Genomic DNA, 12,558 nt, shown 5'->3' with positions numbered 1-12,558 from the left:
TCTGCTAAAGCCCCTTGCGCAAGGTGTGATGATGCGCCCATGAGGGTTTGGGGCGGGCGCGCTTGGCAATGGAGGAAGTAAAGTGATCTCTGGCACAAATCTGCGCGGGCTGCGTGTTGCGTTGATCGCGGCGCTGGCTTTGGGCGTGGCCATGCCGGGGCCGGCGCAGGCCCAGTTTTCGAAAAGCTATAAGTTCCTCGAAAGCGTGAAGAAAAAGGAAGGGCAGGAGGTCACCGACGCTCTGGCCGAACCGGGCACGACGATCATCAACACCCGCGATGTCACCACGGGCGAAACCGCGCTGCATATCGTGACGGCGCGTCGGGATACGACCTGGATCAGCTTCCTTTTGGGCAAGGGCGCCGACCCGAACATTCGGGATTCCAAGGGTCAGACCCCGTTGGTTGTGGCGGCCAATCTGGGCTTTGTCGAAGGGATGGAATTGCTGATCACGGGCGGGGCGCGGGTGGATGAACCCAATTCGACCGGCGAAACCCCGCTGATTTCGGCGGTTCATCGCCGCGATATCGCCATGGTGCGCGTCTTGCTGAAGGCCGGGGCCAGCCCGGATCGCGCCGACAGTTCGGGCCGCACCGCACGCGATTATGCCAAGCTGGAGCGCAACGACAATATCGTCGATGAAATCAACAACGCCAAGAAGAGCGGCGGCAAGGCCGCTGCCTATGGCCCGTCGTTCTGAATCAGGAGCGTATGATGCAAGAGGCCGAAAATCTTTCGCTGGATGAATTGCGCGTCCTGCTGGCGCCTGCGGTGGCGCGGGCGGCGGTGTTCGACGGTTGGGGCGATGAAGCCGTGCGCAGCGCGGCGGCCGAAAAGGGCGTGTCGGAAGATGTCGCCCTTTATGCCTTTAATGAGGGCGCGATGGCAATGATTTCGGCTTGGATCGCCTCGATCGATCTGGCCATGGTCGAGGCCTTGCCGGCGGCCGAATTGGCCAAGCTGCCGATTCGTGAGCGGATTTCGCGGCTTGTGCGTTTTCGCCTGTCGGCCCTTGGCGGGGCGGAGGAAAGTTTGCGCCGCGCTCAGGCGATCATGGCGCGCCCGCGCAATCTGGCCGCGGCCGCGCGTCTGGGCTGGCAAAGCGCGGATGCGATGTGGCGTCTTGCGGGCGACCGGGCGGTTGATTTCAATCATTACACCAAGCGTGCCACGCTGGCAGGCATCTATGCGGCGACACTGGCGGTTTTTGCCAGTGACGAGAGCGAGGGCAAGGCCGAGACGCTGGCCTTCCTCGATCGCCGCATCGAAGGGGTGATGCGTTTTGAAAAGATCAAGGGCCAGTTGCTGCGCCGGGACGGGATGCATTTCAGCCCGGTGCGCCTGCTGGGCCGCTTGCGTTATCCGGCCAAGGTTTGATCGGGAACGTCTGCGCGTTTCCCCAATCACCAAACCGCATCATAAATCGTATCGGGTTATTGCGAGTGAGTTGCAATTCCCTCCGAACTCTGGCAGCGCAGCATCATGACCGCGATGCCAGAATCCGTGATGACGCTCGACATGCTTCCCGTTGGACAAAGTGCCCGCATTGTGGCCGTCGATTGGGCCACTCTTGTTGAAGAAGAGGCGTTGCGATTGCGCGCGCTGGGGCTGGACGTCGGGTCCAAATTGTCGGTGTCGCATCGCGGCGTTTTCGGCGGGGCTGATCCGCTGGCGCTGCGTGTCGGGCGCATGACGGTGGCGCTGCGCCGCGCCCATGCCCGCGCGATGCAGGTGTCGCTGGTGGAGAACGGGCTGTGACCCGCTGGCACAAGGCCGCGTTGGTCGGCAATCCCAATGCGGGCAAGAGCGCCCTTTTCAACGCCTTGACCGGCGCGCGCCAGAAAATCGCCAATTATCCCGGCGTGACCGTGGAAAAGCGAGCGGGGCGCATGATCCTGCCCAATGGCGAACCGATCGAATTGACCGATCTTCCCGGCTCCTATGGCCTGACCGCCACCAGCCCGGACGAAGAAGTCACCCGCAAGGTGATCCTTGGCGAACTTGCCGGTGAACCCGCCCCCGACGTGATGGTCATCGTGCTGGACGCCAGCAATCTGGAACAGCATCTGGTCTTTGCGCAGGAAGTGATCGCGCTGGGCAAGCCGACTGTGGTCGCGCTCAACATGATCGATCTGGCCGAACGTGACGGGCTGGTGCTCGATCCGCTGGCCTTGTCCAATGCTCTGGGCGTGCCGGTGATCCCCACTGTGGCTGTGCGCCGCCGGGGCCTGACCGAACTGGGCGAGGCGATTGCCAAGGCCGAGGGCCATGCGGGCGATGCACCCCATCCGCGCGCGCGCCTTGATCTGGCCGAACGCCGGATGGAGGCCCATGCCATCACCGATGGTGTGATCATTTCGGAAAGCGCAAAGCACCGCCTGCATTCGCGGATGGATGATGTCCTGCTGCATCCGTGGTTGGGACCGGTGTTCCTGCTCGCGCTGCTGTTTGTGGTGTTTCAGGCCGTGTTCGCATGGGCCGCGCCGCTTCAGGACGGGTTGGAAGGCTTTGTCGGCCTGCTCTCCGACGGCATCAAGGTCGAGATGGGCGCGGGCCTGTTGCGTGACTTCATCACCGATGGCGTGATGGCGGGTGTGGGCGCGGTGGTGGTTTTCCTGCCTCAGATTATCATCCTGTTCTTCTTCATCCTTGTCCTTGAGGCCACCGGCTATATGGCCCGCGCGGCATTCCTGATGGACCGGATGATGGCGGGCGTGGGCCTGTCGGGGCGCAGCTTTATTCCGCTGCTTTCCTCCTTTGCCTGTGCGGTGCCGGGGATCATGGCGACGCGGTCGATCACCGATCCCAAGGACCGGCTGACCACGATCCTGATCGCGCCCTTGATGACCTGTTCGGCGCGTCTGCCAGTCTATGCGGTGATTATTGCGGCCTTTATTCCCAATCGTCCGGTGGGCTTCGTCGGCCTTCAGGGGCTGGTGCTGTTTGGCCTTTATGTGTTCGGCATTGTCGGTGCGATGGTGGTCGCTCTGATCCTGCGCGGGTCGGTGACCAAGGGCAAGGCCAGCGGCTTTATCATGGAAATGCCCAAATATCAGCTGCCGGGGCTGCGCGATCTGGGGCTGGGCCTGTTTCAGCGTGGCTGGATCTTCCTGCGCCGGGCGGGCACGATCATCCTTCAGGTGAACATCGTCCTCTGGCTGCTGCTGAACTTTCCACAGGCGGAAAAGGGGCAGGATCAGGTCGATGCCTCCTTTGCCGGTCATATCGCCAATGGGCTGGCGGTGGGGTTGAAACCCATCGGGTTCAACCGCGACATCGCGCTGGCGTTGATCCCTTCGATGATGGCGCGTGAAGTGGCGGTTTCCTCGCTGGCCACCACCTATGCCGTGGCGGCCGATGATGAGGATACGACCGCGCATCAATTGTCCGATCAGCTCAAAACGCACTGGAGCCTGCCCACCGCGCTGGCGTTTTTGGCGTGGTTTGTTTTCGCGCCTCAGTGCATTTCCACCATCGCTGTCACGCGGCGTGAAACAAATGGGTGGAAATGGCCTGCCTTCATGCTGGCCTATCTCTTCGCGCTTGCCTATGTCTTTGCGGGCATCACCTATTGGAGCGCGATCGCGCTAGGGTTCTAGGCTTAAGAGGGTTTCATGGCAGGCAGCGTCAACAAGGTCATTCTGGTCGGGAATCTGGGGGCCGATCCAGAGGTCAAGTCGTTCCAGAGCGGCGGGCGTATCGCCAATCTGCGCATCGCGACCAGCGAAAGCTGGAAAGACCGTGCCACGGGCGAGCGCAAGGAACGCACCGAATGGCACAGCGTCGTGCTGCAATCGGACGGTCTGGTGGGCGTTGCCGAACGTTTCCTGCGCAAGGGTTCGAAGGTTTACATCGAAGGCCAGTTGCGCACCCGCAAGTGGCAGGATCAGAGCGGCAATGACCGTTACACCACCGAAATCAGCGTGGGCGGGGTTGGCGGCGTGCTGACCATGCTGGACGGTGCGCCCGGTGGCGGCCAGGGCGGCGGTGGTGGCGGCCGTTCGGGCGGCGGTGACTGGGGCGGTGGCGCTTCGTCGGGCGGTTCCTATGGCGGCGGCGCGCGTTCGGGCGGGGCGCCGGGCGGCGGCTCGGGTGGCGGCGATTGGGGCCGTACGTCTGGCGGTTCGAGCGGCGGCTTTGGCGGCGGTTCGTCGTCGGGCGGTGGTTTTGGCGACGATCTGGACGACGACATCCCGTTCTGATCAGCCGGACCGCATCAAAAGCGAAGGGGGCCAATCGGCCCCCTTTTTATTTCTTCTTCAGGGCCTCCAGCGCCGCAAAGGGGCTGTTGTTTTCCTGTCCCAAAATACCGGCGGCGCGCACTTTGGCGGCCTCCGGCCCTTCGGCAAAGGGGTCGATGGACAGTGCGAGCGACTGTGCCACCGCCTCACCCAGATCGAAACGTTCCCCCTCATAGGGAATGTCGTCGCAATCATCTTCGGATAGCTCGATTTCCTCGTCCGGCTTGATCTCCTCGCCCGCATCGGGAACGAAACGCAGGGCCAGCTTTTCGCGGATCTTTTGCGGCAGATCCTCGGCCGAAATCGCGCAGCTTTGCACCAGATCGGAAACCAGCGGGCCATTGGCGCGGATCATCGCGCCATCGCGGGTAATGGTCAGGGTTGCGGTCAGCTTGTTGATCCGCACCAGTCCGAAACGTTTGGCCAGCGCCTTGCATTCCTCGGGCGTGGCGATCAGTTCGATGGGCTTGTCTTCAAGATGGCGGATATCGATGATCCGGCTGAATTCGGGCGTGTTGCTCATTGGCCGATCTTTCCTTCCAGAATGGCCTTGTCGTCAAGAGCGGCCAGATAATCGGCCAGCCCCCGCGCCCGGTCGGCCAGCGCCGCCAGATCGGCCCCCGGCGCCAAGGTCAGGTTGCGCTCCAGCACCGCGCCCAGATCTTCCTGCCCCGCCAGCGCCGCGCGATAGGCGCCAAGGCGGCCGCCCAGCACGCTCATCAACCGACCGATATGTTTGCCGACCACCAGATCGCCCACGCCCGATTCGCGCAATTGCCCATCCATGTCCGTTACGAACAATTCGGTCAGCCGCACCGAAGGCAGCCGCATTTCCTCCGGCCCCTCCATCCGCAACAGGACCAGCGAGAGGACCAGCGTGATCGCATCGAATCGCCCCGCCAGCGTGTCGGCAATGCCCGGCTTGCCATCGGGGGCGTACCACTGTTTTGACCGGGCAAAGGTGACGATTTCATGCCAGAGCGGGCGCACCGCCGCATGGTCATCGGATTTGCCGCCAAAGATGCGGGAAATCAGCGAGGGCTTGGGTTCTGCTGCACTGGACATGGCGCCTGTCGGCCGCTCCTTTTGTTGTTCAGCCATTATTCAATTGCCCGCCCCCAAGCGCGCATGGCAACGAGAGTTGCGCAGCGCGTCAAGGAGCCGTAAGGCGTTTTTCGGTAAGCATGGACTTGAGGCTTTGGCAATGCGGATTGGCGGATAATTCCGCCGCGCGGCGCCGGCCATAGATGGAGCAGTAGCGTGATGCGGGCAGTTTCGGGCAAGCTGGCGAAGATTGGCGTTTTGGCGCCTGTGGCGCTGGCGGCTATGGGCCTTGGCGGCTGTACCACGGTGCGTGACCATCGCGGGTTCTTTGTTGACGCGGCATTGGTGGATTCGGTCTTGCCGGGCGTGGACAACAAAACATCGGTTGAGCGCACGCTGGGCCGTCCGACACTGTCCAGCCAGTATGGCGATCAGGACTGGTACTATATCGCCACCGACACCAGGCAGCTGGCCTTCCGCCGCCCGCAACCGACCGCGCAGACGATCCTGCGCGTGCGTTTCGATGCCAAGGGCAATGTGCTGGGCGTGGATCGTGCGGGTATGGAAAAGGTCGCCCGGTTCAATCCTGACAAGGATCTGACCCCGACGCTGGGCCGCAAGCGGACCTTCTTTGAAGATCTGTTTGGCAACATCGGCACGGTGGGCGCGGGCGGTATGGGCGGCGGTGCGGGCGGCACCGGCGGTCGCCCCGGTCCCAACGGCAGCTGATCTTTCATCCGGCGCGGTCTGGACAATTTCCGGGCCGCTCCCATATGCCTATCCATGGATAGCAGCAAAGCTGGCCACGGGCTGATCCAGTGGCATGGCACAACCATCGTTGGCGTAAAGAAGGGCGGCAAGACCGTCATCGCCGGCGATGGACAGGTGTCGATGGGCAACACGGTGATGAAGCCCAATGCGCGCAAGGTGCGCCGCATCGGAGACGGCAAGGTCATTGCCGGTTTCGCAGGTGCCACTGCCGACGCCTTTACCCTTTTCGAACGGCTGGAGCGCAAGCTGGAGACCCATCGCGGGCAATTGCTGCGCGCGGCGGTGGAATTGGCCAAGGATTGGCGCACCGACAAATATCTGCGCAATCTTGAAGCGTTGATGATCGTGGCCGATGCCGAAACCATGCTGGTGCTGACGGGCAATGGCGACGTGCTGGAGCCCGAAGCGAGCGATAGCGGTATTGTGACGGCCATTGGTTCGGGCGGCAATTATGCGCTGGCCGCTGCACGTGCCGTTTCCGATTATGAAGAAGACGCCGAAAAGATTGCCCGCCGCGCGATGGCGGTGGCGGCGGAAATCTGCGTCTTCACGAACGACCGCGTGACGGTCGAGACGATTGGTTGACCCCCCATGAATGACAAAACTCATGACAATCTGACCCCCAAGGCGATCGTCCGCGCATTGGACGAACATATCATTGGCCAGCAGGACGCCAAGCGCGCCGTGGCGGTGGCACTGCGCAACCGTTGGCGGCGCCAGCATCTCTCGGCGGATCTGCGCGATGAGGTGAGCCCCAAGAACATCCTGATGATCGGGCCGACGGGTTGCGGCAAGACCGAGATCAGCCGCCGTCTGGCCAAGCTGGCCGACGCGCCCTTTGTAAAGGTCGAGGCGACCAAGTTCACCGAGGTCGGCTATGTCGGGCGCGATGTCGAACAGATAGGCCGCGATCTGGCCGAAGAAGCGATCCGTCTGGAAAAGGCGCGCCGCCGCGAGGCCGTGCGCGATGCGGCCAGCAAGGCGGCAATGGACCGCTTGCTCAAAGCTTTGGTCGGCGATGGCGCCAGCGAGGCCACCCGCGAAAGTTTCCGCCAGCGCTTGAACGAAGGCGCGATGAACGAGGTAGAGGTCGAGATCGAGGTGGAGGATACACCATCCTCGACCTCTATGGAGATCCCCGGCATGGGCGGCGGCATCGGCATGATCAACCTGTCCGATATGCTGGGCAAGGCGATGGGCGGCAAGCCGTTGAAGCGCCGCAAGATGCGCGTGGCCGATGCCTGGGACCGTTTGGTGGATGAAGAATCCGAAAAGCGGATGGATCAGGACGATGTGGCCCGTGTCGCTTTGGCCAATGCTGAGGCCAACGGCATCGTGTTCATTGACGAGATCGACAAGATCGCCGTGTCGGATGTGCGCGGTGGCTCGGTTTCGCGTGAGGGTGTGCAGCGTGACCTGTTGCCCTTGATCGAAGGCACGACGATTGCCACCAAATATGGCCCGATGAAGACCGACCACGTCCTGTTCATCGCCAGCGGCGCGTTCCATGTGGCCAAGCCCAGCGACATGCTGCCCGAACTTCAGGGCCGTTTGCCGATCCGGGTGGAGTTGAAGGCGCTGTCCGAAGAGGATTTCGTGCGCATTCTGGCCGAAACCCGCGCCAATCTGGTCGAACAATATCGCGCCTTGTTGGGCACCGAGGATGTGACGGTCGAATTCACCCCCGAGGCCGTGCGCGCGATTGCCCGCACCGCAGCGCAGGTGAATGAGAATGTCGAGAATATCGGCGCCCGCCGCCTGCAAACCGTGATGGAGCGTTTGCTGGAGGAACTCTCGTTCGAGGCCGAGGATCGTCGCGGCGAGACGATCACTATTGATGAGGCCTATGTCGAGGCGCGGCTCAACACGCTGGCGCGCGACACGGATCTGTCGAAGTTCATCCTTTGATGCATGAGGGGCGGCGCTTGCGCTGCCCCCGATTTTTGCAGGATCACCGGCCCATGACCGAAAAAACTTATCAAACCCCCGATGACCGCCCGATCTATCGCCTGCTGACCGGCAAGGATGACCGCGCCTTTTGCGAACGCGTGTCCGAGGCCCTGACGCAGGGGTGGCGGCTTTATGGTTCGCCCACGATGACCTATGACGCGGAAAATGCCTGCGTGAAAGTAGGGCAGGCGGTGGTCTGGCACGAGGTGGACACCTGATACGAAAAAGGGCCGGATGATCCGGCCCTTTCCCTATTCGGCAGCGTTGGCGACCGCTTCGCTGGTTTCGTTCGCCTGAGTCTCATTAGCCTGTCTGGCCCACATTTCGGCGTAAAGTCCGTCCATTCGCAGCAGATGCGCATGGTTGCCCTGTTCGACCAATCGCCCGTCCTGAAGCACCAGAATACTGTCGGAATCGACGATGGTGGACAGGCGGTGGGCAATCGAAAGGCTGGTGCGGTTTTCCGACAAGGCGTGGAGCGTGGCCAGAATGTCCTGCTCGGTCCGGGTGTCCAAAGCGCTGGTGGCTTCGTCGAGCAGCAGGATCGGCGGGTTCTTCACCAAGGTGCGCGCAATCGCCACGCGCTGCTTTTCGCCGCCCGACAGTTTCAGCCCTCGCTCGCCCACTTCGGTATCGAAACCGGAGGGCAGGCGGTCGATGAGCCCCATCAGCGCCGCTGCCCGCGCCGCGCCCTCAATATCGGCCGAGGTCGCATGGCCGGTGGGGTGGCCGTAACCGATGTTATAGCCGATCGTGTCGTTGAACAGCACCGAATCCTGCGGCACGATGCCCAGCGCCGCGCGCAGCGAGGTTTGCGAGATTTCCGAAATGTCCTGACCATCGATCAGGATGCGCCCCGACCACGGATCGTAGAAACGAAACAGCAGGCGGCCAATCGTGCTCTTGCCCGCGCCCGACGGGCCGACCAGCGCGACATGATGGCCGGCGGGCACTTCAAACGACAGGCCGCGCAGGATCGTGCGGTCGCGGTCGTAGCCAAAGACCACATTGTCAAACACCACCGAAGGCTGACGCACCACCAGCGCGGGGGCGCCGGGCTTGTCCTGCACCTCTTGTTGTGTGTCGAGCAGGCGGAACATGTCGGCCATGTCGATCAACCCTTGCCGGATCGTGCGATAGACCATGCCCAGCATGTCGAGCGGACGGAACAATTGCGTCAGATAGGTCTGGACAAAGACCAGTTGCCCCGACGTATACTCCCCCTTGGTCCAGCCCCAGACCGTGTAGGCCGTGGCGCCCGCCATCAGCAGGTTGACCACCAACCCTTGCGCGATGTTCAGCATGCCAAGGCTGTTTTCACTGCGCGTGGCGGCCTCGGCATAGGCACGGGTGGCGGAGGAATAGCGGGCCTCCTCGCGCTTTTCGGCGGCGAAATATTTGACCGTCTCATAGTTCAGCAGCGAATCGACCGCGCGGGCCAAAGCCTGTCCATCGAGGCGGTTCATCTTTTCGCGCAAATGCGTGCGCCATTCGGTGATCTTGCGCGTGACATAGATATAGGCCGCGATGCTGAGCGCGGTGGCCGCCACAAGACCCCAGCCAAAATTGATCTGAAAGATCACCGCCACGATGACCAGTTGCAGCACCGTGGGCGCAATGTTGAACAGCATGAAATAGAGCATCGTGTCGATGCTCTTGGTGCCGCGCTCGATGGTCTTGGTCACCTCGCCCGTGCGGCGGGCCAGATGAAAGCGCAGCGAAAGTTGATGCAGCCGCGAAAAGACGTTCTCGGCCAGAGCGCGGGTGGCTTCCTGTCCCACGCGTTCGAAGACGATGTTGCGCAGGTTGTCAAAGGCCACGCCCGCAAACCGCCCCGCCGCATAGGCCACCACAAATAGCATCGCCCCGGTCATCACACGCGGGCCGGTGACATTCATCGCGTCGATCGCCCATTTCAGGAAATAGGGCAGCGCCATCTGTGTGGCGGTCGAGGCCAGAATAAAGACCACCGCCGCGACAATCCGCATGCGCAGGTCACGCCGGTCGCTGGGCCACAGATAGGGTAGGAAGCGGCGCAAGGTTTGCCAGCCATCATGGCGCGGCGTCTTGTCGGCAGGGGCGGTCGAGGTGGAATGATCAGGAGGCATTGCCGCCTATGTAGGGATGAAGAGGGCAAACGCCAATCCTCGTCCCCACATAAGGTCTATGCACTTGGCTCTAAGATCCCATGGCGATGGCTGATGGCATGTCGAACAGCACCCGCTTGCTGACAAAATCGATGGCGACCCGGTCGAACAGGCGCAAGGTGGGCATGCCCAACAGGATCGCCGGTCGCCGGTCCAGTCCCAGAAGGCTGAATGTGGGCGAATCGGTAAAGGCAATCGGCATGCCGGTGACCTTGAAACCGTCGATGGCGAAATGCTGGGCCGTGGCAATGTCGGCGGTGATGCTTTGGCCGGTCACGCTTTGCAATTCGGTGCGGTCATGGATGCGAAGGCCCAAGGCGCGTTGCAAGGCGCGGTTGCCCACGCTGATGTCTGATCCGGTGTCGATCACCACATCAACCCGCACACCATCGATCATGGCATTGGTCATCACCAGTTCGCCATGATGCTTTTTCGCCTCGACCACGATTTCAAATCCGTCCGCCTCGGGATTTTTGCTGATCCTGTCGACCAGCGTAACCTCGTTGCGGCGAAAGTCGATCAGAACGCGTTGCCCCTGCAAACCGTCGAGACCGATGATGCCATCGGCGCCCACATCATCGGCCAGCAGGACGGGCAGTTGCTTGCCCTCCCAACTGCGTCGGCCCAGTTTCAGGCGGTCGACATTGACGACATCGACCTTTCGCGTCCCGGCAACGCCGGTCACCTGGGCCTGTTCGGTGCCGGTCACGCCCAATCGCGATGCAACGACATCGGACAGGACGGTCCGTTGCGCGCCGGTGTCGACCATGAAGTGAAACGGGCCGTGTTCGCGCACGGTCACAGGCACCGTCATGCGATTATAGGCATCGGTCTTGGTGGCGATGGTTTGGGTGGGGCCGGTTGCGACGCTGGTTGCCGGCAAGTCTATTGCGCCTGCACCCTCCGCGCTGGTGCTGGCCAGCGCAAGGGCCAGGGCGATGGCGGTAAGTGCCATGGCCATTCTCTCCTGCTTGTGCGGCTTATTGCCGTCACATGTATGAGTTATACGCCTGTGCCGGTGGCTTTACCAGAAAGAATGGGGGGCGTAGTTTCCCTATGTCGTGGCCAGAGCGGCCGCAAGGCGCAGGGCGCGCACCGGTTCGCCAAAGCGGACGAGGCGGGCGACGGTGCGCCACAGTCCATCGCGATTTCCCCCATCGGCCACATGGCGCAGCAGCAGGTCAAAGCCGCTATCGCGCATGCCCGCCTTGGAATAGCGCAGGCCCAGCGCGACCTTTTCGCGCACCTGACGCGAGATGCCTTCGCGGCCAAAGAGCATGTCGAGGCCATCGATCGGGGGAAGGCGGTCGAGGTGTTCGGTGGGGTCTGGGCGCCCGGCCAGCCTTTCATGATATGCAATGCGGGCGATGGCGGCGCCGGTCTGTTGTTCGGTGGCGTGGCGGCTGGAAACCTGTCCGGCATAGTGGCGATAGTGGATCAGCGTGTCGGGCAGGCTGCACAATTTGGTGACCGAGGCCAGACGGAGCCAGAGGTCGAGGTCTTCGCAGTGACGAAACGCGGCGTGGTAACCGCCCACCGCCAGCACGACATCGCGCCGGAACATGGCGACCGGGTGGCACATCAGATGCGCGCCGGTGTCGATGGTGGCCAGAAACTCTTCATAGGAGGTCGGATGCATTTCACCGACGGAGGTGGAGTGGTTGCCTTCCTCGTCCATGTCATCGGCCTGGGCACCGACGACGGCAAAGGCGGGGTTGGCCATCAGGAAGGCATATTGTCGTTCAAAGCGTTCGGGCAGGCATATGTCATCGGCGTCCATGCGGGCGATGATGGGCGCGCGGGCTTCTTGCACCATCTGGTTGAGGCTGGCGATGAGGCCACGGTTTTCGCGGATAATCGGGCGCACACGGGCATCGCGCCGGGCATAGTCGCGCAGGATGTCCGGCGTGGCGTCGGTCGAGCCATCGTCGAGCGCGAGTAGTTCGAAATCCTCGAAGGTCTGCGCCAGAATGCTTTCGATGGCAGGGACCAGAAAACGCTCGCCGTTATAGATGCTCATGGCGACGCTGATCCGGGGCGATTCCGGCGGGCTCATTCTCTGTTGCTATTCCTTGTGCGCCCTTGCGCATCGCGCGTGGGAATCTGATCTGTATGCAACATAGGGATATGCGGTAAAGAAAGCGTATGTTGGCGGATACAGGGCGTTGTGTGATAAAATTTTTATAAAAAACAATTGTTTGTGATTAAAATGACAGAATGATGAAGTTCGCTGTTGACCGACTCGATATAGCCGCTTAGAGGGCCTCTCACCGACGCGGTAACGGCCTTTTCGAAGCGCTTCTTCTGGGTTGGTTACAGACAAGAGTGGACGCTTTAAGCCCTGGTTGAGAGATTGGGGATGGAGAGTTGTCCGCATTTTTTGTCGGTAGATCTTTGACATTGTT

General features: G+C 61.9%; 14 protein-coding genes. 9 read left to right on the top strand and 5 right to left on the bottom strand.

The window, feature by feature from the left end; all coding sequences use genetic code 11:
* Positions 1 to 82 precede the first annotated feature (82 nt).
* From ACZ9HU_RS14665 to ssb, 5 genes are all read left to right on the top strand, one after another.
* Complete coding sequence (locus tag ACZ9HU_RS14665; protein ID WP_476105969.1) at positions 83 to 700, top strand: ankyrin repeat domain-containing protein; 618 nt, start codon at positions 83 to 85, stop codon at positions 698 to 700.
* 11 nt (positions 701 to 711) lie between these two features.
* Entirely contained in the window at positions 712 to 1,377 is a 666-nt protein-coding gene (locus ACZ9HU_RS14660) for a COQ9 family protein (protein WP_476105968.1), read from the top strand.
* A gap of 129 nt (positions 1,378 to 1,506) precedes the next feature.
* Positions 1,507 to 1,758 (top strand): FeoA family protein, encoded by a 252-nt coding sequence (locus ACZ9HU_RS14655; protein WP_476106130.1) that lies wholly within the window; start codon positions 1,507 to 1,509, stop codon positions 1,756 to 1,758.
* Positions 1,755 to 3,599, top strand: a complete 1,845-nt coding sequence (gene feoB / locus ACZ9HU_RS14650; RefSeq protein ID WP_476105967.1) for a ferrous iron transporter B — start codon at positions 1,755 to 1,757, stop codon at positions 3,597 to 3,599. Before ACZ9HU_RS14655 ends, feoB begins: the two co-directional genes overlap by 4 nt.
* A 15-nt stretch (positions 3,600 to 3,614) precedes the next feature.
* Complete coding sequence (gene ssb, locus ACZ9HU_RS14645) at positions 3,615 to 4,202, top strand: single-stranded DNA-binding protein (RefSeq protein ID WP_476105966.1); 588 nt, start codon at positions 3,615 to 3,617, stop codon at positions 4,200 to 4,202.
* 46 nt (positions 4,203 to 4,248) lie between these two features.
* Here ssb and ACZ9HU_RS14640 read toward each other — a convergent pair whose 3' ends face one another.
* Both ACZ9HU_RS14640 and ACZ9HU_RS14635 read right to left on the bottom strand, forming a co-directional pair.
* Positions 4,249 to 4,764, bottom strand: coding sequence for a YceD family protein (locus tag ACZ9HU_RS14640; protein ID WP_476105965.1), 516 nt, complete (start codon positions 4,762 to 4,764; stop codon positions 4,249 to 4,251).
* Positions 4,761 to 5,342 (bottom strand): ubiquinol-cytochrome C chaperone family protein, encoded by a 582-nt coding sequence (locus ACZ9HU_RS14635; protein ID WP_476105964.1) that lies wholly within the window; start codon positions 5,340 to 5,342, stop codon positions 4,761 to 4,763. Before ACZ9HU_RS14635 ends, ACZ9HU_RS14640 begins: the two co-directional genes overlap by 4 nt.
* A gap of 162 nt (positions 5,343 to 5,504) precedes the next feature.
* Here ACZ9HU_RS14635 and ACZ9HU_RS14630 point away from each other — a divergent pair, with 162 nt between their 5' ends.
* The 4 genes from ACZ9HU_RS14630 to ACZ9HU_RS14615 are packed head-to-tail and all read left to right on the top strand — an operon-like array spanning position 5,505 to position 8,224.
* Positions 5,505 to 6,014, top strand: coding sequence for an outer membrane protein assembly factor BamE (locus tag ACZ9HU_RS14630; RefSeq protein ID WP_476106128.1), 510 nt, complete (start codon positions 5,505 to 5,507; stop codon positions 6,012 to 6,014).
* Positions 6,015 to 6,068: 54 nt separating this feature from the next.
* Entirely contained in the window at positions 6,069 to 6,641 is a 573-nt protein-coding gene (gene hslV / locus ACZ9HU_RS14625; protein WP_476105963.1) for an ATP-dependent protease subunit HslV, read from the top strand.
* Positions 6,642 to 6,647: 6 nt separating this feature from the next.
* The gene (gene hslU, locus ACZ9HU_RS14620) at positions 6,648 to 7,964 is read left to right on the top strand and encodes an ATP-dependent protease ATPase subunit HslU (protein ID WP_476105962.1); all 1,317 of its coding nucleotides are present in this window, start codon (positions 6,648 to 6,650) and stop codon (positions 7,962 to 7,964) included.
* Positions 7,965 to 8,017: 53 nt separating this feature from the next.
* Positions 8,018 to 8,224: a DUF1737 domain-containing protein gene (locus ACZ9HU_RS14615; RefSeq protein WP_476105961.1), complete on the top strand. Its 207-nt coding sequence runs from the start codon at positions 8,018 to 8,020 to the stop codon at positions 8,222 to 8,224.
* Positions 8,225 to 8,257: 33 nt separating this feature from the next.
* Here ACZ9HU_RS14615 and ACZ9HU_RS14610 read toward each other — a convergent pair whose 3' ends face one another.
* From ACZ9HU_RS14610 to ACZ9HU_RS14600, 3 genes are all read right to left on the bottom strand, one after another.
* Complete coding sequence (locus ACZ9HU_RS14610) at positions 8,258 to 10,114, bottom strand: ABCB family ABC transporter ATP-binding protein/permease (protein ID WP_476105960.1); 1,857 nt, start codon at positions 10,112 to 10,114, stop codon at positions 8,258 to 8,260.
* Between the two features lie 70 nt (positions 10,115 to 10,184).
* Entirely contained in the window at positions 10,185 to 11,108 is a 924-nt protein-coding gene (locus tag ACZ9HU_RS14605; protein ID WP_476105959.1) for a retroviral-like aspartic protease family protein, read from the bottom strand.
* Positions 11,109 to 11,207: 99 nt separating this feature from the next.
* Entirely contained in the window at positions 11,208 to 12,209 is a 1,002-nt protein-coding gene (locus tag ACZ9HU_RS14600; RefSeq protein ID WP_476105958.1) for a glycosyltransferase family 2 protein, read from the bottom strand.
* Positions 12,210 to 12,558: the final 349 nt, after the last annotated feature.

It is taken from the genome of Novosphingobium sp. Sphag1I, assembly GCF_056279125.1.
This window is presented reverse-complemented; position numbering and strand designations above follow the sequence as displayed.